The organism is Spiroplasma endosymbiont of Seladonia tumulorum (genome assembly GCF_964020235.1).
In the GTDB taxonomy this organism is placed as follows: Bacteria; Bacillota_I; Bacilli_A; order Mycoplasmatales; family Mycoplasmataceae; genus Spiroplasma.
Genome location: NZ_OZ026545.1, coordinates 627,272 through 650,365, shown reverse-complemented (window position 1 = coordinate 650,365; position 23,094 = coordinate 627,272). Strand labels below are relative to the sequence as shown.

General features: G+C 23.7%; 32 protein-coding genes. 14 read left to right on the top strand and 18 right to left on the bottom strand.

What is annotated here, in order from left to right; all coding sequences use genetic code 4:
* Positions 1 to 61: 61 nt before the first annotated feature.
* Genes AACL22_RS04215 through AACL22_RS04205 form a run of 3 tightly spaced genes read left to right on the top strand, consistent with a single transcriptional unit; the run spans position 62 to position 1,309 of the window.
* Complete coding sequence (locus tag AACL22_RS04215) at positions 62 to 325, top strand: hypothetical protein (protein WP_338988671.1); 264 nt, start codon at positions 62 to 64, stop codon at positions 323 to 325.
* Positions 292 to 972 (top strand): IS3 family transposase, encoded by a 681-nt coding sequence (locus AACL22_RS04210; protein ID WP_338992997.1) that lies wholly within the window; start codon positions 292 to 294, stop codon positions 970 to 972. The genes AACL22_RS04215 and AACL22_RS04210 overlap by 34 nt, the downstream gene beginning before the upstream one ends.
* Before the next feature lie 28 nt (positions 973 to 1,000).
* A complete protein-coding gene (locus AACL22_RS04205; RefSeq protein ID WP_338989840.1) occupies positions 1,001 to 1,309 on the top strand; it encodes a hypothetical protein in 309 nt (102 codons plus the stop codon).
* A 115-nt stretch (positions 1,310 to 1,424) separates the two neighbouring features.
* Here the strand turns inward: AACL22_RS04205 and AACL22_RS04200 are convergent, their stop codons facing one another.
* Complete coding sequence (locus AACL22_RS04200; RefSeq protein WP_338992996.1) at positions 1,425 to 2,183, bottom strand: IS3 family transposase; 759 nt, start codon at positions 2,181 to 2,183, stop codon at positions 1,425 to 1,427.
* A gap of 140 nt (positions 2,184 to 2,323) precedes the next feature.
* Positions 2,324 to 2,587 (bottom strand): hypothetical protein, encoded by a 264-nt coding sequence (locus AACL22_RS04195; RefSeq protein ID WP_338988774.1) that lies wholly within the window; start codon positions 2,585 to 2,587, stop codon positions 2,324 to 2,326.
* Between the two features lie 517 nt (positions 2,588 to 3,104).
* On the opposite strand from AACL22_RS04195, the gene AACL22_RS04190 reads away from it, so the two are divergent.
* The 5 genes from AACL22_RS04190 to AACL22_RS04170 all read left to right on the top strand — a co-directional run bounded on the left by AACL22_RS04190 (position 3,105) and on the right by AACL22_RS04170 (position 7,751).
* A complete protein-coding gene (locus AACL22_RS04190) occupies positions 3,105 to 4,592 on the top strand; it encodes a hypothetical protein (protein WP_338989839.1) in 1,488 nt (495 codons plus the stop codon).
* 233 nt (positions 4,593 to 4,825) lie between these two features.
* The gene (locus AACL22_RS04185) at positions 4,826 to 5,194 is read left to right on the top strand and encodes a hypothetical protein (RefSeq protein WP_338989837.1); all 369 of its coding nucleotides are present in this window, start codon (positions 4,826 to 4,828) and stop codon (positions 5,192 to 5,194) included.
* A 2-nt stretch (positions 5,195 to 5,196) separates the two neighbouring features.
* Positions 5,197 to 5,496, top strand: coding sequence for a hypothetical protein (locus AACL22_RS04180; protein WP_338989220.1), 300 nt, complete (start codon positions 5,197 to 5,199; stop codon positions 5,494 to 5,496).
* A gap of 68 nt (positions 5,497 to 5,564) precedes the next feature.
* Positions 5,565 to 6,035: a hypothetical protein gene (locus tag AACL22_RS04175; RefSeq protein WP_338989835.1), complete on the top strand. Its 471-nt coding sequence runs from the start codon at positions 5,565 to 5,567 to the stop codon at positions 6,033 to 6,035.
* Positions 6,036 to 6,038: 3 nt separating this feature from the next.
* Positions 6,039 to 7,751 (top strand): hypothetical protein, encoded by a 1,713-nt coding sequence (locus AACL22_RS04170; protein WP_338989833.1) that lies wholly within the window; start codon positions 6,039 to 6,041, stop codon positions 7,749 to 7,751.
* Positions 7,752 to 7,977: 226 nt separating this feature from the next.
* Here AACL22_RS04170 and AACL22_RS04165 read toward each other — a convergent pair whose 3' ends face one another.
* Positions 7,978 to 8,889 (bottom strand): hypothetical protein, encoded by a 912-nt coding sequence (locus tag AACL22_RS04165; protein ID WP_338989831.1) that lies wholly within the window; start codon positions 8,887 to 8,889, stop codon positions 7,978 to 7,980.
* A 59-nt stretch (positions 8,890 to 8,948) separates the two neighbouring features.
* Here AACL22_RS04165 and AACL22_RS04160 point away from each other — a divergent pair, with 59 nt between their 5' ends.
* Positions 8,949 to 10,367: a hypothetical protein gene (locus tag AACL22_RS04160; RefSeq protein ID WP_338989829.1), complete on the top strand. Its 1,419-nt coding sequence runs from the start codon at positions 8,949 to 8,951 to the stop codon at positions 10,365 to 10,367.
* Positions 10,367 to 13,258: a hypothetical protein gene (locus tag AACL22_RS04155; RefSeq protein ID WP_338989828.1), complete on the top strand. Its 2,892-nt coding sequence runs from the start codon at positions 10,367 to 10,369 to the stop codon at positions 13,256 to 13,258. Before AACL22_RS04160 ends, AACL22_RS04155 begins: the two co-directional genes overlap by 1 nt.
* Positions 13,259 to 13,280: 22 nt before the next feature.
* Here AACL22_RS04155 and AACL22_RS04150 read toward each other — a convergent pair whose 3' ends face one another.
* Together AACL22_RS04150 and AACL22_RS04145 are read right to left on the bottom strand one after the other, a co-directional pair.
* The gene (locus AACL22_RS04150) at positions 13,281 to 13,757 is read right to left on the bottom strand and encodes a lipoprotein (protein WP_338989826.1); all 477 of its coding nucleotides are present in this window, start codon (positions 13,755 to 13,757) and stop codon (positions 13,281 to 13,283) included.
* A 352-nt stretch (positions 13,758 to 14,109) separates the two neighbouring features.
* Positions 14,110 to 14,241, bottom strand: coding sequence for a hypothetical protein (locus AACL22_RS04145; protein ID WP_338989825.1), 132 nt, complete (start codon positions 14,239 to 14,241; stop codon positions 14,110 to 14,112).
* A gap of 117 nt (positions 14,242 to 14,358) precedes the next feature.
* On the opposite strand from AACL22_RS04145, the gene AACL22_RS04140 reads away from it, so the two are divergent.
* The 3 genes from AACL22_RS04140 (at position 14,359) to AACL22_RS04130 (ending at position 16,441) form a co-directional block, all read left to right on the top strand.
* Complete coding sequence (locus AACL22_RS04140; RefSeq protein ID WP_338989824.1) at positions 14,359 to 14,697, top strand: hypothetical protein; 339 nt, start codon at positions 14,359 to 14,361, stop codon at positions 14,695 to 14,697.
* A 45-nt stretch (positions 14,698 to 14,742) separates the two neighbouring features.
* The gene (locus tag AACL22_RS04135) at positions 14,743 to 16,038 is read left to right on the top strand and encodes a hypothetical protein (RefSeq protein WP_338989822.1); all 1,296 of its coding nucleotides are present in this window, start codon (positions 14,743 to 14,745) and stop codon (positions 16,036 to 16,038) included.
* A gap of 76 nt (positions 16,039 to 16,114) precedes the next feature.
* Positions 16,115 to 16,441, top strand: a complete 327-nt coding sequence (locus tag AACL22_RS04130; protein WP_338989820.1) for a S1 RNA-binding domain-containing protein — start codon at positions 16,115 to 16,117, stop codon at positions 16,439 to 16,441.
* A 25-nt stretch (positions 16,442 to 16,466) separates the two neighbouring features.
* Here the strand turns inward: AACL22_RS04130 and AACL22_RS04125 are convergent, their stop codons facing one another.
* The 12 genes from AACL22_RS04125 to AACL22_RS04070 form a co-directional block, all read right to left on the bottom strand.
* Positions 16,467 to 16,616 carry a hypothetical protein gene (locus AACL22_RS04125; protein WP_338989818.1) on the bottom strand — a complete coding sequence of 50 codons (150 nt, stop codon included), beginning with the start codon at positions 16,614 to 16,616 and terminating at the stop codon, positions 16,467 to 16,469.
* 12 nt (positions 16,617 to 16,628) lie between these two features.
* Positions 16,629 to 17,402: a DNA-methyltransferase gene (locus AACL22_RS04120; RefSeq protein WP_338989816.1), complete on the bottom strand. Its 774-nt coding sequence runs from the start codon at positions 17,400 to 17,402 to the stop codon at positions 16,629 to 16,631.
* Positions 17,403 to 17,404: 2 nt separating this feature from the next.
* Complete coding sequence (locus tag AACL22_RS04115) at positions 17,405 to 17,893, bottom strand: hypothetical protein (RefSeq protein WP_338989814.1); 489 nt, start codon at positions 17,891 to 17,893, stop codon at positions 17,405 to 17,407.
* A gap of 82 nt (positions 17,894 to 17,975) precedes the next feature.
* Positions 17,976 to 18,800, bottom strand: coding sequence for a recombinase RecT (locus AACL22_RS04110; protein ID WP_338989811.1), 825 nt, complete (start codon positions 18,798 to 18,800; stop codon positions 17,976 to 17,978).
* Positions 18,801 to 19,318: 518 nt separating this feature from the next.
* Positions 19,319 to 19,504, bottom strand: a complete 186-nt coding sequence (locus tag AACL22_RS04105) for a hypothetical protein (protein WP_338989808.1) — start codon at positions 19,502 to 19,504, stop codon at positions 19,319 to 19,321.
* A gap of 2 nt (positions 19,505 to 19,506) precedes the next feature.
* A complete protein-coding gene (locus tag AACL22_RS04100) occupies positions 19,507 to 19,644 on the bottom strand; it encodes a hypothetical protein (RefSeq protein ID WP_338989805.1) in 138 nt (45 codons plus the stop codon).
* 1 nt (position 19,645) lies between these two features.
* On the bottom strand, positions 19,646 to 19,804 hold the full coding sequence (locus AACL22_RS04095) for a hypothetical protein (protein WP_338989803.1): 159 nt from the start codon (positions 19,802 to 19,804) through the stop codon (positions 19,646 to 19,648).
* Positions 19,797 to 20,087: a hypothetical protein gene (locus AACL22_RS04090; RefSeq protein ID WP_338989801.1), complete on the bottom strand. Its 291-nt coding sequence runs from the start codon at positions 20,085 to 20,087 to the stop codon at positions 19,797 to 19,799. The genes AACL22_RS04095 and AACL22_RS04090 overlap by 8 nt, the downstream gene beginning before the upstream one ends.
* An 11-nt stretch (positions 20,088 to 20,098) precedes the next feature.
* A complete protein-coding gene (locus AACL22_RS04085) occupies positions 20,099 to 20,257 on the bottom strand; it encodes a hypothetical protein (protein ID WP_338989799.1) in 159 nt (52 codons plus the stop codon).
* Positions 20,258 to 20,266: 9 nt separating this feature from the next.
* A complete protein-coding gene (locus AACL22_RS04080) occupies positions 20,267 to 20,551 on the bottom strand; it encodes a hypothetical protein (protein WP_338989796.1) in 285 nt (94 codons plus the stop codon).
* 651 nt (positions 20,552 to 21,202) lie between these two features.
* The gene (locus tag AACL22_RS04075) at positions 21,203 to 21,673 is read right to left on the bottom strand and encodes a hypothetical protein (protein WP_338989793.1); all 471 of its coding nucleotides are present in this window, start codon (positions 21,671 to 21,673) and stop codon (positions 21,203 to 21,205) included.
* 72 nt (positions 21,674 to 21,745) lie between these two features.
* The gene (locus AACL22_RS04070; RefSeq protein WP_338989791.1) at positions 21,746 to 22,192 is read right to left on the bottom strand and encodes a hypothetical protein; all 447 of its coding nucleotides are present in this window, start codon (positions 22,190 to 22,192) and stop codon (positions 21,746 to 21,748) included.
* 98 nt (positions 22,193 to 22,290) lie between these two features.
* On the opposite strand from AACL22_RS04070, the gene AACL22_RS04065 reads away from it, so the two are divergent.
* Positions 22,291 to 22,512: a hypothetical protein gene (locus tag AACL22_RS04065; RefSeq protein WP_338989789.1), complete on the top strand. Its 222-nt coding sequence runs from the start codon at positions 22,291 to 22,293 to the stop codon at positions 22,510 to 22,512.
* A gap of 18 nt (positions 22,513 to 22,530) precedes the next feature.
* Here the strand turns inward: AACL22_RS04065 and AACL22_RS04060 are convergent, their stop codons facing one another.
* A complete protein-coding gene (locus AACL22_RS04060) occupies positions 22,531 to 23,043 on the bottom strand; it encodes a lipoprotein (RefSeq protein WP_338989787.1) in 513 nt (170 codons plus the stop codon).
* Between the last annotated feature and the right edge of the window lie 51 nt (positions 23,044 to 23,094).

Genomic DNA, 23,094 nt, shown 5'->3' with positions numbered 1-23,094 from the left:
CCAAAAAGTAAGTAAAATAAAAAAAGATTTTGCTAAATTTTTATAGGGGGTGCATTTTTATATGGCAAAAAAAGGACAAAAATATAACAAATATACATCAGAATTTAGAACAAAAATCATTGAGGAAATTAAACAAAAAAGTTGTTGAATAGTAGCAAAACAATATAATATAAATGCAAATACAGTAGAATCTTGATGAGCAAATCATAAAAAAGGAAAATTAAACAATCCTAAAGGACCTAAAATTTCTTTTGGCAAAAGAAATTTAGAATATTATAAAACAAGGTATGAATTATTAAAAAAGCTCCATGACTTTTACAATTAAGCAAACTAAGAATTGTCTCTTTTATTAAACAAAATTTTTGTGAATATTCAATAAAATTATTACTAGAAGTAACAGGGTTAAAACGTAGTTATTGAGATAAATATAAAAATTATGACAGTAGCAAAAAAGATAAAAAAGCAATAAATGATATTGTAAAAGTCTATGAAGAAAATTTAAAACAATTTGGTTATCGAAGAATTACTAAATATTTAAAGGAAGATTATGGTATAAAATATAATTCAAAAAAAGTTTTAAGAATTATGCGTGATAATCAAATACAATCTGAATATGTAAGAAAAATGAGAAGAAAAATGAAATATAAACAGAATAAAGAAAAAAGCTTATTGCAATATCCTGATTTAATTAATCGTAAATTCAATGATATAAAAACAAGGTTTTCAGTACTATATACTGATGTAACATATTTAATTTGAAAAGGAGAAAGATATTATCAATCAACAATTATTGATGGATATACTAAAGAAATAGTTGATGTAAAGTGATCTAAATATAATGACAATAAATTAGTAATGGATAATTTAAATGATGCAATTAATAAAATAAAATTAATAAAAAAAAGATCTGAATGGAATAATAATTCACTCAGATCACGGATATCAATATACATCCACTATTTATCACAATAAATGTTTATCTAACGGTATTACAATTTCAATGGGAAAAAATTACCACTGTGCAGATAATATTGTTATAGAAAGTTTTCATTCATTACTTAAGAAAGCTACAATCCATAATAAAATATATAATTCACATGAAGAATATATACAAGATGTTATAAAATGAAATACATGATATTCAAATCGTAAAGAAAAAGATATAATTAAAAAAATAGTAAATACTTTTTTATTAGTACTTACTAAAATGGGTGCACTCTATTTCAAGTCTCTAATTTTAGTAATTTTTAAACAAGTTAGAAAGAGCTGGAAAATTCACATCTTGTTTACAACTACGACACCATCTTAACATCAACTTAAAATAAGTCAACATTTTTTAAATTTAATGCTATAAATAAAATGAGAGGAGTTAAGAGCATGGAAAATTATCACCATCTAGAATATGATGAGAAAAAAAGAATAGTTTAGAGTGCACCCATTTTAGTAAGTACTAATAAAAAAGTATTTACTATTTTTTTAATTATATCTTTTTCTTTACGATTTGAATATCATGTATTTCATTTTATAACATCTTGTATATATTCTTCATGTGAATTATATATTTTATTATGGATTGTAGCTTTCTTAAGTAATGAATGAAAACTTTCTATAACAATATTATCTGCACAGTGGTAATTTTTTCCCATTGAAATTGTAATACCGTTAGATAAACATTTATTGTGATAAATAGTGGATGTATATTGATATCCGTGATCTGAGTGAATTATTATTCCATTCAGATCTTTTTTTTTTATTAATTTTATTTTATTAATTGCATCATTTAAATTATCCATTACTAATTTATTGTCATTATATTTAGATCACTTTACATCAACTATTTCTTTAGTATATCCATCAATAATTGTTGATTGATAATATCTTTCTCCTTTTCAAATTAAATATGTTACATCAGTATATAGTACTGAAAACCTTGTTTTTATATCATTGAATTTACGATTAATTAAATCAGGATATTGCAATAAGCTTTTTTCTTTATTCTGTTTATATTTCATTTTTCTTCTCATTTTTCTTACATATTCAGATTGTATTTGATTATCACGCATAATTCTTAAAACTTTTTTTGAATTATATTTTATACCATAATCTTCCTTTAAATATTTAGTAATTCTTCGATAACCAAATTGTTTTAAATTTTCTTCATAGACTTTTACAATATCATTTATTGCTTTTTTATCTTTTTTGCTACTGTCATAATTTTTATATTTATCTCAATAACTACGTTTTAACCCTGTTACTTCTAGTAATAATTTTATTGAATATTCACAAAAATTTTGTTTAATAAAAGAGACAATTCTTAGTTTGCTTAATTGTAAAAGTCATGGAGCTTTTTTAATAATTCATACCTTGTTTTATAATATTCTAAATTTCTTTTGGCAAAAGAAATTTTAGGTCCTTTAGGATTGTTTAATTTTCCTTTTTTATGATTTGCTCATCAAGATTCTACTGTATTTGCATTTATATTATATTGTTTTGCTACTATTCAACAACTTTTTTGTTTAATTTCCTCAATGATTTTTGTTCTAAATTCTGATGTATATTTGTTATATTTTTGTCCTTTTTTTGCCATATAAAAATGCACCCCCTATAAAAATTTAGCAAAATATTTTTTTATTTTACTTACTTTTTGGGGTGCACTCTAAAAAAGTCTTTTTTTATTTATTTTACTTTTTTATATTTTTTTGTAAAATGGTGATGACAAAAAGAGGTAAAAAAGATGCAAAAAAAGGTAAAAAAGACGGCAAAAGAATGATAAAATAGTGTAAAAGAGCGTCAGATTAAAGATAAATTAACAAAATTTGATGAATATTGTAAAGAAAATAATATCAAACTTGCCACAAAAGAAACCTTATTAATCTTTTGTAATTTAGAAGAAGATGAATATAATGCCTTAAAAGATACTAATTTATTAGCATTTAATGAACTTAAAATGAAAATAAGAATATTAGAAAATAATATAAAATTACATCTCTTAAACGAAACTAAGGGGGTGTATCAGTATATGCACAGTATTATGGCCGTGAAAATGAAACTGAAATAAATTATGCTCCTCCAGTAATTAACATAACAGATAGGAGAAAAATATAATGGCAATGTTATATGAATATAGTTATCTTAATGAAATAGTAGTTAGTTTACTAAATAATACTGAATATATTGCTGATGAGATTAATTTAGCAGGTAGTCGTAAAGCAGGTAAAACATATTCTATTGATGAATTAATAGCATTATTAAGTTGTGTAGTATTAGCACATAAAGATAAAAAAATAGCAATATATGGTTTTAGATTAAATAGTGCAGATACTGCTGAAATGCAACAAGATATTCAAGATGCCTTAGATAAAGTTGGTTTAATACTTAACAATACTAAAAAATGGCGTGGTGGACATTATCAATATAATGCTAGATTTAATAAACCCACTTGATTATTCCCTAATGGTAGTTTTATTAAATTACAAGGAGCAAGAAAAAGTAATTCATCGCAAGTATTAGAGAAAGGAACAGCAAGAGCAAATGGTGCTGATTTATGTATTATTTGATTAGAAGAAGCTAATGAATTTAGTAAATCAGAAAAAGAAGCAATTATGCAAGCAGTTCGTGATTATAAAAAATTAATATTAATTACAAGTACTAACCCTGATAGTATTTATCAAGATCATATAGATTATTTAAATAAATTATTACCTTTTAATCGTAAAGAATTAGAAAGTAATGGTGAACAAATATCTAAATTAATAGTTCCAGTATTAGATCCTAAAACAGGTCATAAAGCATATAATAAAAAAGTAATTAATCATTATACTAATTATTTAATTAATAAAGATAATTTAAATTATGATGAATTAATGAAATTATATGAATTAAAAGCAGAATGACCTAAAAAATATGAGGTTTGAGGAATTGGAATGCCTGGAGCATTAGATGGTAGTATTTTTGCTAATTATTTATTTAGTAAATTATACGATTTTGAACCAGTTAATTTTAGAGCAGGTTTAGATTTAGGTTATGCAGATAGTCCATTGGGACATGCAATTCATGCTATTTTAATGGGATTAGATAGAAAATATAAAAAAATGACACCATTAATGGAATATAAACATAGTAATGCTGAAATGATACATAAAGATACAACTAAGATTTTATTTGAAATAGTACATTTTTTTATAACTGCTTCTATAAAATGAGATTATTTACAAGATGGTTTAGATGTAAATGTTGACTATGGAAATGGTGGTTTAGTTTCTATTGATACATTAAATAATATTAGGCGACAATATTTTCCTGAGGCTAATTGATTAAGATTTAAACCAGTAGTAAAAGATGTTTGATATAGAACTGATAGAATTGATGCTATAATCATCCTGCTAAATAAGAATTATTTACAAATTAGTCAACGATTAACACCAGAGTTATTTAAGGATATGTTAAAAATGGAATGAAGAAAACCACCTGTAAATAAATCTACTTATAAATTAGAAGATAATAAATTATTTGATGATGGTTTTGATGCTATGACTTATGCTGTTATGGATATTATGGAATATTTTATAAAAACATTAGATAATCCATTTTAATAAGTAAACAATTCGGAAAGCGAGGTTAAAATTATGGCATTTTAAAATAAAAATAACTATGTAATTGTTTTAGATAAAAAGAATTATAAAGAATATATATTATTTAAGTGAGATAGATTTATGAGTGGATTTACTCATTTATGATGAGCATTAATTTATAATACATTTTTTGCATTAGGTTGAACCTGAGCATTTAAAAGTGGTCAATTTAATGGTTTTAGTTAGATAGTATTATGTCATCAAGTAATATTATTGGTTTAGGATTTGGCCATATTACTTTATTAGGTATTCAAGGTATTTTAATGTGAATTGGTCGTAAACCTAAAATAGATAAAAATATTAAATCACAAGGTAATCATTTAATTCGTAAAAGAAAATTAGGTATTATATTTATTATTTTAGGTTTAATGCCGTTAATTATTTGATCTATTGGTAGATTAATTATTATGTTTTTGTGTAAAGCATATTTAAAAGCAAATGGTAGTTATGAAAGAACTGAAAATAAATTTATTAAAGATTTAGAAATTAAAAAAGTAGATAAAGATACAGCAATAGAAACTGTTTCACAGTTTGCAGAAAAAATATTGAAAGGAAAAGATTAATTATGGCAAAGAAACAAATTAAAAGAAATATTGAAAAAATGCGAATAGATAAAAATATTTGTTGAATGATAATTGATGGCAAAGAGTGTTTTAAAAAAGTAAGTAAAAATTGAAATGGTATTGGTGTTCCTGCGTGTGAAGAACATACTAAAATATTCCAAGAATTAATGAAAGAAACTTATGATTATGGCGTTAATAATCAAAAAGAATATTTAGATCAATATGAAAAAGGTTTTAAAAAAGGTATTGAAGAAACTAGAACTGAAATTAAGAAAAAATATCCACAAGTTTACAAAAATTAAAATGATGGTAAGATGGTGACGATAGTTTTTGAAATTTTCTATAAAAAAATAATGGAGGGATTAAAGTTATGTCAAACTTTAAATATGAATATAAAGAAAATATGACACAAGATGAAATTAATGCTTTATTAGAACAAAAAGAAAAACAAGTATTATCTAGTGTCTTACCAAGTGCAGAAACTCGTATTAAATCAGAAACTGAAAAAGAATATTTAGAACAAATTAATAATTATCAGTCAAAAATAAAAGAATATGAGTTATCACAAATACCACAAGAAAATCGTAAATTAGTTGAAGAACTATTAAATAGTGGTAAAGATATGGAATATATTAAAACTAATTTTAAAGATTTAGTTGAGAAAAAACCAACATTAGATATGAAAAACCTAATGAATGGTGGTATTCAAATTAAAGATGAAAATATGTTTATTGAAGAATTATCACAAAAAATAAAAGATAATTTACAAAATAATCATAATATTCCTATTAATGAAAGAATTAAAAACTTAGTTCAAAAAGAATATCAGAAAGGAAAATAAAATATGGCATCAATTATAGGATTACATGAGGGATTTGTTATTGGTAATGGTGTAGCAAATTTAACAAAAGAAGGACATTTATTATTATCAGCACAAGAAATGCGAGTAAAAGATATTTTTTCAAATCCTGATTATTATACTTTTCATCGTTTAACAGCAACAGCACAATCAATTCCTAATATGGAAAGTTCAGATTATGCGGTTGCAATTTATACAATACCTGAACGATTATTTTATGGTGATTCAGAATGAAACCACGAAAAAGGAAATCCAAAACAAAATCAAAATGCTAAGCGTGGTCGTTTAGTAATTGATCATACTATTGGTTTAAAAACACAATGAAGAAGATTTGATTTATCTCGTTTAAAAAATACTGACCCATCATTACGCGGTGAATTAGTAGCAAAATGAACTGGTTCAATTACAGAAAATATGATGTTTAATTTAGAATTATACTTTTTAAAAGGTGTAATTGATAATTATATTGCTAGATCTAAATTTAATAAAGATTATGCTTTTGTTTATGATACAACTAAAATTAAAACTCAACAAGATGCATTAGATTTAATGTATAAATTAGGACATCGTATGACAGATGAAACACGAAAAATTAATGCATCTCAAATTGGTACAAATACTAGTGATTGAGAAATGATTTGAGAACCACATTCATATTTAGATTTAACACGAGCATATACTCAATTAATCGGTGAAAATATTTCAGCAAATACAATGGTGACTGGTACTTTATTCCAAGATAAAGTTTTAGGTTATATGGTTTCTAAATCATTATGACTTGGTCAAAATATTAAACCTTTGTATGGTAAAACATCAGATGGACAATTAGAGGTTAATTTACAAGGAATGAATAGAACTCGTGACTTTGATTTATCTATTAATAATAAAGTAGAAGCATTGGTTATTCATAGAGATAATGCCGCAATGATTACTATTTTTACTGAAAATATTAGTTATGTAGATAATGATACACAAGAACCTGCATTTACTAGTCGGGTATTATTTTCATTACCTGCTTTAACAAGACCAGAATTAGGTTTCTTAATTGTTAAAGAAATGTTTACAGAACAAGAACAAATGGATGCTATTGCTCGCTTATGAGATAATACAAATCCAACTGGTAATTCATGACAAAAATATAATGAATTTACTGGTGAATGAGAAAATGAATTAACTTATCAATTATTAAATTATGATCCAAATTATAAAGATTTTTATAATCCTGAATTTAAAACTACAATGCAAAATACTATTAACAATATTAATAATTTAACAGAAGATCAAACAGCATTAAATATGGATGTTAAGAAAAAATATTATGAATTCTTTGGAATTACTCCATCTACCCTTGACAAAGCAGAGATTAAAAAATTATTTGATAAAGTATTAGATAAAAATTTAACTACGCCACAGAAACAAAGAGTTTTAGCATTTATGCATTCTATTATGGTATTAAGTGATGGTAAAAATGATTATCCAATTCAAACAAATTCAGCAGGTATTTATTTACCAGTTAATGAAATTGTAAGTGGTAATATTTATTTACATATTAATGCAGGTATTATTGATAATCAAAATATTAATGATAAAAAAATATTAATTAAAGGCAATTCTAAAATAAATATTAACGGGATTAATAAATTAGATAAACCAACTATTAATGTTGCAGTTCCAACACAGCAACATCCGAACAATTAAAACCACAATTTAAAGATGTTGTTTTAAAAGCAGTAAAAGCAGTAGATAGTTCTTTAACGGAAAGTGATTTTGATTACTTTATTGAAAGTAAAGGTGAGAATTGACCAATTAATATTACAAATGATAAAACTGTTGAAGTTCAAATTCAAGGTAAAAATAACGCTACTGGTCAAACAAACCCTATTGATGTAGTAATTAAAAATTCATAGTATATAAAAAATAGGAATTAACCTATTTTTTTATTTTTTATAGTATTTATTGGATGTTTAATTACATTAATACCTTTTTTAAGTTCTTTATAAAGATTAATTGTTTTTGGTTTTGATATTATTTTAGTATGTAATTTTTGATAACCCACTTTTAAATTAGTTGCATATTCTCGCTGTTGATTTAATCAATTTTTATTATCAATATACTGCTTATGATGATTTAATTTAGCATCTTTTGTATTGTAAAAATTATTACTATAACGATTTATTTCTTTATTTAATTCTAATAGGTTTTTATTAATACGACTTGCTCTTAATTTAACATCTCCGCCGTCTTTATTTTGTTGTGTATATATTTGTCAATTAACATATTCTCTTAATTCACTGCGTAATCATACATGTAATCACATATTCCAAAATACAGACCCTGCCCCAGTTCCATTTTTACCAGTTGCTGATTTCATTGCTTGTCATACTTGAATATGTACTTTTGGATATGTATAAGATCCATATCATCTTCTTTGTTTATCATTATCTGATTGAATTAAAATAGTTAAATTACCTATTAATTTTTGTTTATTAGTTATTTGAAACAAACCTTTTTTACATCAACTACTAGATAATATAGTTCAATTACTTTCTGTTGGAGTTAATGATTTTACAATTTCTTTATATTTATTTTTATCTAAAAAACTAATATCTTTAAATAATTGTATTTCTAAATTTTTAGGTATTTTTGCTAATAAATCACTTAATATATTTGGGTTTAAATAATATTGAATTTGTGCTAATTGATGTTCAATATCTTTAATACTTTGTAAAATTGCTTTTATTTTAGAATTACCATATTTTTCTAATAATTTTATAATTCTTAATGCTATTTTTGGATTTTCTAAAATACTAGTAATTAATGTTAATAACTTTCACATTTTTTGGCACTCTCCTTATGGTGATTATATAATGGGTGATGACAAAAAGAGGTGTAAAAATGGATAATAAACAAGAAATAAATTTTAATGAATTAATTAATAAGCCTGAATATTTATGTTATTTAGAAACGGGAAAATATAAAATATTGCAAGAACAAAAATACTATATTGATATTCCTTGAATTATTGCTAATAGAAAAGCCGCTCCGTTAACTATTGGACAAGGTTTAATGTTTAATTGTGATAATGATGATACACAAGATTGAATAGAAGAATGATACGAAAAAAACTATGTTTATTCTAAGTTATATCAAAATGAATTAGCAAATAGTTTATATGGTCGTAGTGTAATGTATTTATTAAAAACAGAAACTGGCGATTTAACTATTGATGTTACTCCAATTAGTTCAAATGTTTGTATTGCTAAATATTCAGAAATAGAACAATATGCGGAAATGTGAATATTACCTGCTCAATCTGATTATATGTGATATCAAAGAGTACAATTTTATCCCAGAAAAGCAAAAATAACTTATTATACAGCCAAAGATTTAGAAATTGGTATTTGACAAACTTATGGAGAATTAGAAAGTAAATTAAGACCAGTTTTTACAATGGAATATGATACTGGGATTGATATATTACCTATTGTTGAATTTACAAATTTACCTAAATTAGTGCATGTTACAAAAACAACAGTAGATGCTACCCCTGATTGTTTACCTATATTTAATTTAATTAAAGATGTACAAGACAATATTTACTATAAAAGAATTGAAAGAATTATTAATCGTACTCATTTTATAGGACAAAAAGATACTACTCATTCACTTGTTGATAATGGTAAAGGTTCAGAAGAATTAGTAAGTGCCGATGCTATTATTACTAGTATAGTACAAGGTTATGCTAATTTAACTGGTAATAGTGGAATGGGTTTAATTCATGCTCAACAAAATTATACTGAAATAACCATTGATAGTGATTATTCAATGAAAATGATATTTAATGGTGCAGGTTATGAATATGATAATTTTTCAGGGAATAATTATACAAATAAAACAGAGTCTTTAATGAATAATAAATTAGATATTGAAACTACTTTACAAAAAAGGTCTTTACGAATTCCTAATTTATATCGTTTATTTGATTATATATTTAGACATTATAAAAAATGAGATAACTTAAATGATAACAATCCAAATAATGATAATATTAGACCTTATACATTAGAATTTATTGATATATCAATGGTTAATGAAATTACACAATCAGAGGTAATTGATAGAAGATTAAATAATGGAACTATTACTCATATTGACGCAATTCATAAACAAGATAAGGTGACAAATAAAAAAGCACGAATGATGTTTGAAGAAATTAAAACAGAACAAAAAGCACAATTAGAACAAGAAATGAATTATATTGATGATGAAGAAAATCAAACAAGAGAAGAAGATATTAAAGGAGATATACAATAATGCAAGTACCAAATATTAATAGTATTTTTAAAAACTTAAATGAAAGAATAATGGATAATAGTGTTCGATCTGATTTAACTAAATTAGATATTGATATTAAAAATAATTATTTCTTTTTTCCATTTATTATTAAAACTGGTTTAGTAAATATTACTGATAAAGGTTTTCAACCTAATAATGGAGTACCACAAAACTTTACACAAATGTCACAAATATTTACTGGGAAAGAGGGAATTATAGCACAATGAAAAAATGCAATTAAAATTAGATCGAGACATATCCCTGATATTTGAAATTATGATTTTTTCCAAAAAGAAAAAGATTGATTTACTTATTTTATTGATGATTTTAAAAATAGTTTAACAGATAAAATTAGTTATTTATATATTACTAGTACCGAAAAAACTTATTTATGAGATGAAACAAAACAAGTTTTTATTAATTCAGAAGAACCTGAAAATAATTACCCAGTTAATGATATTTGAGAAAAAATTAATAATGAAAATGGTTTTAATGTTTATGTTATTAATTTACAAAAAATTAATAAAGCATTAGATAATTTTGCTATTAAAAGAAAATTTAAAGGTGATGCTTATAAATGTCATATTGTTAATATTAATGATACTGTTGAATTTTCTAAATTAGGTGGTGAAGAATATTTTGGCGAATATAACGCTTGATATCTTGATCGTACAATTACGATTGAAACCACTTATAATTTTCAAAGAAAAGATTTTTTAAGATTTTATTTAGTTCCTTTACAATCTGATAAAGAAGATGTTGATGATAATTTATTAATGTTTATCTCAAATGCTCAACCAAAATATAATGATTTAAATGAATTAGTATATTGAGTTATTACTTTTATTTATGTTAAAGATTATATTAATACTACTGGGCAAACTATTCAGCAATTTGTACAATTTTCAGCAGCAGGTGAAGGTTATGTAATACCTAAAATAATATGAGATGAATTAGGTATTCCAAAAGATTATGAAATTAATGAAAAATTTGTTGGGGATAATGGAATTAAAAGTATTCAATTAACTTTATTAGGTAATAATGGTTTTACTGCTCCTGTTATATTTGGTCGACCTATTGAAAATTTAGGGAAATGAAATGAAAAAGTATATCCTCAGCGTAGATTATTTATTGACAATTTAAAAATGCCAGTAGCAGATAGTTTAACAAAATCATCTAAACCATTAACTACTTATTTACTAACAAATGGTATTCCTGCTATTAATGGTCAATATGATAATTGATTAAAAAGAAAACAAGGTCAATCTAACCAAGAAATTAAAAAGAATTATGAGGGTTATTTGAATACAGATAAAAAATTAACACAAGCAACTAATCCAAATAATTTAACAGTTAAAGATGTTGCTTTAAATTATAAAGGTAATAAAATTATTAAAGACTTTGATGTACGAGCAAATGGTTATTTTAAATTTAATGTTGATATTGGTCATAATATAATTAATCCAAGTAAAAATCGTGGGCAATTAAAAGACATGTTAAATTTATTTAGTGTTATGGTTAATCATATTATTAGTTTACCAATAGATATAACAGAAAGTATTGCATGAACTCAAAGAGATATTCCTATTGTTGGTAAATTTTTAAATGCAATAAGTTTAGGTATTCCGATTTATTGAAAAACTATTGATAATAATACTAATAATTTATATCCAAATATTAAGACAGGAATTCCTTTATTTATTGGTAAAGCAAATTATACTTTTTATGATGAAAGTTATTGACCTATTGTTGAAGATAGTACGCGTCCACAAGCAAAAAATCAAGGTAATATTCCCTTAGATGCATTTAGATATAATACACAAGATGAGGTTAATGATATAATCGGTGCTAGTGCAAGTAATACAAGTTGAGCATTTACTTTAACAGATAAAATAACAGCATCAATGTGATCTAAAAAATCAAAAACAGAATATGGAAAAAATTATAGAATTAGTAGTGTAATGATACCTCAATCATTTAAGGATGAAGATAGTATTTATTTAATTAATGAAGAAAGTGTATCATTACCAACAATGACAAATGAAAATTTACTAACTGATGTTGTTGGTAGTGGTCGTTATATAATTGATGCAGTTGGTTTTTATAATTTAGGTAAAACTGCATGTCGTATTTATATGTTTTCTGATGATATTGATTTATATGATCCATATTCAATTATGAGTTATTTTGTTAGTTTACAAACAACAAGTTTATATAATAATTCAGTGCGAGATTGATTAACTCTTTATTCACTTAGTTATTTAGATCAATACATAGATGATGATATCGTACACGATTGACCTGTTAAATTACCTGACCCACCACCAAGTATTAATTTCTATCCAGTACAATTAATATTAAACAAAGCAGATAGTAAATTAAATTTTAAAAGTATATGAGATGGATGATCCGCTATACCTGATAATAGAACATATTCACAAGATATAATATTATTTGATTTTGGAACATTTGGTGCAACTGATTGACAACAAGTTAAAGATAATTATGATGAATTTGAGTTTGGTAATGATGGATTTATAAGAATATGAAATAACTCTCAAGGTACAGAAACAAATTATATTAATAAAAAGTTAGGTATAAGAAATATAATTAAAATTGAAAATATTAATGAAAGTGGATATATTATTTTTAATAATTTAGAAGAAAAAAATTACCCTTGAGATAAAGAAGAAGGATATCATTTTAAAACACAAATTGTATTTTACAATGAGGGTGTTAAATTAAAAATGAGTGTTAATTATGAATTATGAGTTAAAGGAGGAAATTATAGTATTTCTGGATATAGTATAAATGGTAATTTTGAAATTGATAATATGGCAACAACTAATATTATTTTAAAACAAAAATAGGAAATTACTCCTATTTTTTAATTTAAACAATTATATTTCCATTATCATCTATTTTAGGTAAAGATGGAATAGATTTATCGGTATCTCATTTATATAAAGATTTAAAAAAATCTTGTTGTTTTGAATCATCTTCTCATCTTTTAATTAATGCATCTCTTCCATCATCTTTTTGTTCAACTAACATTAATCCTGAATTATATCCTTGTTTAATACTATATTGAAGAATATATTTATTATAGCTATCAATATTTGTAATATTTTTATTTATAAAATTAAATAAACTAATTTTTCATTTATCTTCTTTTGTTGTTCTTCAAATTGTAACATAATATTTATTATCAACTTTTTTAAATGGTTGGTCTTTTGGACACATTTGTTTTCAATTACCAATATCATTTCGTTCGCAGTCACTTACATTATCAACTTTGCAACTAATTACACCTAATGTACTTGTTCCTACTAATGATATTGCACCAATAATACTTAATAATTTTTTCATTTATACTAACCCTCTTTTCTGCTATTTTACTAACTGGTCACATTATATATATACAAGGGTAAATTAGATAATAAAAATAAAAAAGTGCTCATAATAAGCACTTTTGTTGATATTTTGATAAATAATTTATTCGTAGAAAAGATTACTACAAATATTTTAAAGAAGGATAAGTAATTTATTAAATTAAATAAATTATTTAGTTAAATTATACAATAAAAATAAAAAATGCTATAATTAAATAGCAAGTGATGTTGCGAGTTATTCTAGGTTCTACTTGCAAGTTTAAATAAAGAAAAGAAACCTTGCCAGTCAGTAGTCTGTGCAATACTATAAATAAAAAAAGAGGAAATTGTTATTTTTCCTCTTTTTTTTGTTTCTTCTTCATATTTTTTAGAAAATTAATTGCCTTTTGAATATCAGCCGTTTCAATTTCTATTTTAATTTTTGTTATATCATTACCATAATAATTTTTTACAATACTCACTTTTTATTTCTCCTTTCCTTAATCGTCATCATCTTAAAATGTTTTTTAAATAAGTGGTGGACAAATTTTATGGTGATGTTAAGATGGTGTCGTAAAATTAAGAAAGGAAGATAAAATATGAGTTATGAAATCTTAGTTGGTATTGGTGTTGGTGCTTGTTTTGTAGGTATTTTAGGTTATAAAGGATTGGAACTTTTAATTAAAAAAGTAACTAAAAATAAACTTAAAGAGTCTACAAATAAAGTAGTAGGACAAGAAACATTAGAAGCTATTCATTTAGGTTTAATTCAAACTGCTAATACTTTGGGTCTTGGTAATACAGAATGAGCACAAGTATTAGAAACAAATAAACCTATTAGTGAAGAAGAATTTAATCATATTGTTAAAGTTCAAAGAGCAAAAACACCAATTTCTAAAAAAGATATTAAGTTATCTAATAAAACAATTAAAGTCTAAAAAAGACTTTTTTTGTTTATAATGGTGATGCAAAGAGGTGAAATTATGGCAGATATAACAAAATTAGAAAGTTTTAAATTAATAACATTAGAAGAGTTTAAAAATTGAGAGGGTTTTGATAAATTAGTAGCACAATATGGGAAAAAACTTTATGATAATAATATTTCAAATTATTTAATTGAAGGTATTACAAGAGCAAGTTTACAATTAGATAGTATTTGTGGTTATCGTTTAGAGACTGAGTTTCCTTTACTTGATCCAAATAGTGAAATTGATAAAAAACGCATTAATTATGTAAAAATTGCTTGTTGTTTACAAACTCAATATTTGATAAGAACTGGGATTGAATATTCTACTGGTGGTGAAAATAGTAGTGATAAAGTTACAAGTTATACATATCCTACTAATATGAAAATAGAATTTTCACCTGATGTTATTAGTTTATTAGAAAAAGCAAAGTTTTATAAATCACAAACTATAACTAAAATAAACCCTGATAATTATGGTTTTAAAAATGAATATCATACTTGATTTGGTCGTCCTGATACTAATTATAAAGATAGACCAATTATGTTAAGTGAAGCAGATGCTAAATATGTATGAAAAAATAGTATATTTAAATCTAATACTTTTTCTATTATTCCTTGGGTAGATACAGAAAAAAGCGGAACATGGCAAATTGAAATATCACAAGAATTATTAACTAAATATATTGATAATTATATTAAAAATTTTTCAATTAAAGTTGATAATAAATCAGTGGTATATAATTCTAATAATGAGTTATCAGTTCCTTTTGATAATAATACGATTTATTATGAAAATAATGTTTGAAAAGCAAAACAAGGTTCAAGTGTAGAAACACCAATTGACAATAAAACTATTATTAAAAATGAACAACAACAATTAATGGTATCAGATGTTAAACAAGATAAATTAGTAAGTGGTACAAATATTAAAACTATTAATGGTAATTCATTATTAGGTAGTGGTGATATATCTATTAGTAGTGGCAATAATTGAGAAGTTATTAATACTAGTGATTTTATTAAAAATTCAAAAGAATATACTGTTAGAGCATTTGATAATAAATATTATTATCGCATAAATTGTTCTGTTGAAACACAATTTAGAATATATGGTTTTACAATTTTTGTAAACCCTAAATTTATAAGTGAAAAAATACCCAGAACTCATTATATTGGAACATCAATAGAAGGATATTCTTCAATATTTGAATGAGATAAAAATACTAATTATGGAACAGTAACTATTGAAAAAGCAGAATCAGCGCAATATTTAAATGGAATTTATATTGAAAGAAAAAAAATAAATAATTAATATTATTTTTGTGTTTAACAAATTATTTTCAGCATTTTAGTAATATAGTTATTTTATAAAAGGAGAAAAATATATTATGTATGACAAAAATAACAAAATTATTGTAAAAATAACAAATATTACTCCCTATGGTGCTTTTTGTAGGGCAGAAAGAGCTGATGGTTTAATTCATATTAGTGAAATTTCAGATTATTATGTAAGAGATAAAAGAGACTTTTTTGATATTGATGATGAAATTGAAGTTGAAATAATAGATTTTGATACAGTTAGAAAACATCTTAAATTAAGTTATAAAAAGTGTCGCCCTAAATTATTGAAAAATGATAATGATAAAATCAACCAAAATTTACCTAATTTAGAAAAGTCATTAAACACCAATTATTTACTAAAAAAAGAAAAATAGTCTTTACAGGACTATTTTTTTAATTTTATTTATTTTCTTCATTGTGTAGTATATAAAAATTAATAAGATGTTCAATTCGTTGTGAGTTGGTATATAATTCAGGAAGTTCATTTCATACTTTTTCTTGTTTTTCATTTAAGTAAACATTAATATTACGAATTAATTTTCTTTTCATAAATGACCTCCTTTAAATAAATAATGTAGTTTGAATATTACTTAATCTTTTTTTTACTAACTTATAATATTTTTCATTAATTTCTATACCAATTCAACGCCGATTTAATTGTTCACAAGCAATAGCAGTTGTACCACTACCTAAAAAACAATCTAATACAGTATCACCAACTTTACTGTGTTTATTAATTTGTAATTTAATTAAATTAATATCTTTAACAGTAGGATATTTAATAGTTCCTATAAATTGATTATTACTATTTGTTATTTGATAAATAGTTTGCATATCTTGATTTCAAACATTACTATAACTAATTGGTTTTTTATAAATATATAAACATAATTCTTTATTTTTGCGATATGCATTATTGGTGGGTGCATCATTTGTTTTTTGATAAATAATTGGCTCAAACTTTAAATTATAATTATCAATTTCAATTAAATAATCTTTTAATTGTTGTTTTGATAAATAAATAATAAAATTGGGTTTTTTAATAATTCGTATTCATTCTTTAAAATATGATGGTATATCAAAACTATCAATAAATTCACCTTGTAAAAATTCAAGTTCTCTTTTACGAATTTGATATTGAATATTAGATGTATTAGGATCATTTAATTTTTTTAAATTATATTCAATATGTTTTTCTTTATTTTCTAATTTTTTAGCAATATCAGGGTAAAGGTATGGTGGATCAGTTAATATTAAATCAATACTTTTATCAGGTATTGTTTTTAGTATTTCTAAACTATCACCCAAATATAATTCACCTAAATTAGTTTTCATAATTAACTCTCATAATTAGCAATAATAATTGCGTCTCGTAAATGATTACTAATTTTGTCATTATTATATTTTCAACCTTTACCATATTGATAAGTTAAATTACTATCAATTCCCCAATAAATTTTATTTCCATAATACTTACTTTCATTTTCTATATTTTTAACAACTGATTTAGTATGGCGTGGTGAAACATTAGCAATATATCCTTGTGTTTCTAACGAACCTAATAATTTCAATAAATCATCTCTATCTTTTGAGCCATTGGCATTTGTATATAAACAATTTTTTATAAAAACTAAATATTCTAGTTTATGATTATTTAATAATATTTTCCAAAATGGTTTTTCATTTTTTAAATAATTTATAATAAATTTAGAATGTTTTTTTCAATCTTTATTTATAAACTCTTGTTTATCTAATAAGATATTATTTTCAAAAACAACAATAGCCGTAGTACCAGATCCAGAAGGGTCAATACCTATTTTTATCATGCGTATACATCCTCATCATTGTTAATTGCTGGTACTACATTAGAGATATCTTCTTCTTTAACTACATTATCGTTTGTGTACGCTATTTCATCATTACATGGGGTAAATTTATATTATTTGATAAGGGGTCATCGCTCATCTGCCCCTGATTTTTGGTGACATTAGTATCATTATCAATATAAATTTTTTCATCATTAGTTGTAATAACTGCTTGATCTGATTTATATGCTTGTTGTAATTCAACTGACATAATACCTCATTTTTTTAATAATGATTTTAATACTGTTTTTAATGCCATTTCATCAAAAGTAGCAATCATAAACTTTTTATTTTTAGCATAAGTTTTAGAATATTTCATAAAATGATTTTCCATTTGTTCTTTGGTCATATATAAAGTTTTTTCAAAACCATTAACTATTTTAAAATATGATACATAACCTATAATTGGTAATTTTTCTCTATCATCTTCATTTTGAATTCAATTAAAAGTAGTACCTTTTAAACAATCATAATTTACTAATTCATTTTCTCTTACATCTGATACTGACATATCTAAATATTGACCGCTTCTTTGCGCTAATTGAATATAACCTTTATAACCCATTTGAAATTGAACTTGATTAACTCATTCTTGTATTTTGCGACCATTAATAATTCTTGTTATTTTTGTGTTATATGGAACTACATAAGCATATCCAAATTGTTTTTCCATTGGTAAATTTAATAAAACACCTTGATAACAAGCAGTCATAATTGTTTTTGGATCTGCTTTTTGTAATAATTCATTACTATTTGATATTGCAACTATATTACTTTTAAATCTTGCAATTTCATTTTCATTTGAAAATTTACTTTTTATTCAATCAGTTGCCTTATCTTTTCTTAAAAATTCAACAATATTTGCCATGTTATTTTTCTCCTTTATTTATTTTAAAATTAATACCTTTAACACCAATTAAATTAATATCTTTATTACTATCTCATTGTTCTTTAATTTTATTTTTAACAATTTGTTCATCAACAATTAAATAGTTTTAAATAAGATTAATAAGTTCTAATTTATCTGCTTTTTGTAAAAAATCATCATTAATACCAATAACTTCAATATCTTTAATTAATAATTTATCTTTACGAAAATTACTAGTAATAATTTTTAATTCTTGTTCTTGTTTTGCTACACTTTTAATTTCTAAAAATTGTTCTTTTTTATGAGTTTCAATAATTTCATTTTGTTTTTGAAATTGAATATTAATTACACTATTTTTTAAAGAATCATGATTATTCTTAATATTATTTTCTAAATTTAAAATATCTTTTCTAATAAAATTTAATTCATCTTTAAAATTTTTTATTAATTCTAATGGTTCTCTAAAAATATAATCAATTTTTGAAACTACTATTTTTAAATCTTTTAGAGATTGTGATTTATATTCTCCATTTATTAATCAAGCTTGTTGGCGATATATAAATTCTGATAATTCTTGTCCATTTTCATCAATTCATTTTTTTAATTGTTAATGCTTTTAAACTTAATTCTTTAAAATCATCTCCTTTTAAATAAAACGGATAAGTAATATTTTTAACTTCATTATTTAACTTTAAATCTGCCATAATTAAATTTCCTCTAATTCCATTTCTTCAATTAAAGTATCAATATAGTCATAAGCACTTTCTTCTGAATAACATTCTTCTAATGCTAAATTAAATAAATCTTCTTCGGTATAAACTTTGCCATCTTCATCTTTTCACATATTATTCACATCCTTGTCATTTAATATTTTCTAAATCAATAATTGTTGTTTTACAATAACTTAAATTTTTGGAATGTGCTTTTGCTTCTTCAAATGTATAAAAATATGTAGTATTTAGGCTATATTTATCTTTTGCTACTAATAAATATCTTTTATTCATAATTTATCACCTCGTAATCTGCTTCTTCATCTTCTAAATAATCACTAATTAAACCTTTAACTTCATAAATTTCATATCATTTCAAATTCAAGTCAAAATCTGTTGGCAACGAAACATTGCCCACATATCGTTCTTCATTACCAAATTTAAAATATAAATTTAATTCTCAATTATCTGAATAACCACTATCAATTTGTGCATAAATAATATCTTTATTACTAATTTTTAATGCTTTATTATTAATTCATTTTTCATTTAAGTAATCACTAATACAATATGACATTTTTATTTCTCCTAATTCTGTTTACCTAATGCTCACTGTTCATCAGTCATATCGTCAAATGATACGGGATAAGCTCGTATCATTAATTCTTGTAATTTATTTTCTTGATTGCATTTTGAACAATATCCTCAATATTTTTGTTTAATGCAAATTTTATTTAACTTTTTCATATAAACCTCCTAAATTATTCCTTTGATTTTTTGGTCAATTTGTAATATTTTTAAACCATATGATGCTAAATCTAAAATATCGTTAATTTTGTAATGTTGCATATAAGAAGCAATAACATCTCAATTGTTTTCAAATAAAATTAAGTACATTTTGGCTCATTCTAAACATTGCAAATCATAATGCTTTTTATGATGTGAAATACGACAATTAACAGGCTGACAATTAGCTCATTCAAAAGATGTTGTTATTTCATTTCAAGTTTTATTAATATACAAACTTTTATATTCTGTCATTTATTTTTTCCTCCTAGTTTTAACTCGCTGGCACTCACTTCCAAGTGAAAGGGCCAAAGCGAGAATTAGTTATATAAGTATTTATCATTTATTTACTACGCCATCCGCTTCACTGCGGGTGAGCGGTGGCGGTGTTAACATTTACAATTAACTACAAAGTACTACAATGTTCTCATTTTGTAGTTACTTGTAGTATTAAGTACCTCCTCATTAAGTTCCCACTAGTAGATTAATTAAGAAATCCTTGCCCAGTTCTTAAAAGTTAATCAACCTCTACGCACACGATTTTATTTTTATTCTTGCAATTAATAGTTATGAATACAGCATTATCTGTTTATCTTAATCAAAGTCATTAATTTACAAAATCGCAAAAAAACAAGTTAACAGTTCTATTGGTTTCTTTACTGACAAAATGCCATGTTGGGGAACCTTCCACTAAAAAATATGTAATTGTAAAATTAAATAATTGTAGAACCAACATATTTAATTTTTAAAGTTAATTTTTAAATAAAAAAATCAACTCTTTAATAAGAGTTGACATTTTGTCCTACTTCATCGTACATTATACGTTTTTATATTATTAGAATTATCTTTATATATTATAAAATACCATTTATTATCAACTCTCTCATTAAACGGTTTTTGGTTTTTTTAAACTTCCTTTCAATAATTTTTAGATGGAGTAGGTCCACCAGAAAAAACAAAATATGATGAATTTAATAGTACTTGACAATCTTTAAATTCTCAATAACCATCTTTTATTTTATTAGGAGTTGAAACTAATTCAAAATAATAAGGAGCAAATAATTTAATATCATCATTATAACCTTTATTAATTCCGTATTTACTATATGTATAATTTGATAACATATAGATAATTTGTTTAAATCTTTTGACAGCATTATCATTTAAAGATTTATAATTATCTAATTTTCAGTTTTCAAATAAACCATCAATTACATCTTCGGGTTTTTGTCCTTCGAATTTTTGGCGTAATATAGCTGCTTTATTAGAGGGGTTACCTTTTTCATCATATTTTGCACCTTGAAATTTTCTATCATAATTATAACGATATGTTAAATAATTTAATAAAACTTTTTCTAAACCATTTTTATTTACCAAATCTAAAATATCTTTTCCTTGAATATAGTTTTTGGCTATACTTCATGGTAAAAAACTTTCGGTAAATCAATATTAAAATACTCTTAAATTAGGGTTTGTTTCAATTGGCATTGATAGTAAAGGTACTAAACTAGCATTTTCAACTATAGATTGTGGATAAGAATAAACACCATTCACATTTCCTCAACATTTAATATTTCCAAATAACATTGATTTAAGATACTTAATCTCAATACCAGTAAATACTGTATCTTCGGGTAATGATTTTTGTAATGCTAAATGAATGCTATTTTGATTTTTTCATTTAAAGTCAGTTATTTTAACTAAATGAGTAGATTTAATAATGTTAATTCCATCTGTTGAATATGGTTTTTTGTATTCTTCGATGATATAACATTCATTTTTATTGTTTTCGGTAATTGGTTCATTAATAGAAACTATTTTTAAGTCATAGGATTCTAAAAATTCTTTGTCTTGTTTTGAAATATCATTGATTAAAATATCTTTTTCATCAATCATTACATAACTTGTGCTATTATCTTGTACTGTGAATTAATAAACCCTTAGGAGTAAAACATATTATTAAAATAGAAAATATTAATGAAAGTGGATATAGTGTGTTTGTTAATTTAGAAGAAGAAGCATATCCATGAAGTAAACTAGCGGGTTATCATTTTAGAACACAAATTTCATTTTACAATCAAGGTGTTAAATTAAAAATAAAAGTTAATTATGAATTATGAGGTATCGGTGCCAGTAATTTAACTAGTATGAATTCAAATGGACATTTTGAAATTAATACTATTGCAGGTGCATATATTAGGTTAAAAGAAAAATAGGTTTTTATACCTATTTTTTTATTCACCATTAACTTTTATATTATTATTCTCATCAAGAATTAAATTAGGTTCTTGTGTATCTTCTAAATTTCAACGATAAACTGCTTTAAAATATTGAATATCCTTATGCCAAAAAATTCATTTTAAATTATTTTTTTGGATAGTTAAATCAAATGTATTATTCCAATCTAAATCTTGAACTAGTGCAAGTTTATAATTATCATATTCATCTTTATTTTTTAATTTATCTTGTTGATTATTCTGAAATTTAATTAATCTTCAACTATCATTTTTATTACCACGCCACACTACATAATAATATTTATTATCAACATTATCAAATGGTTTTTCTTGTGATGCCATTCATTCTAAATTGTTTTTAATAGTTTGGTCTTTTGTATCTATTTTATGTTTTTCTTTTTCTTTTTTTAATTCATCTTCGCTATATTGTGGTTTATTACAAGCAACTAAACTTGTGGTACTTGTTCCTACTAATGTAATTGCACCTAAAATACTTAATAATCTTTTCATTGTAGAATTTTCCTCCCTTTATCGTCATCATCATAACATATTATTTTAATT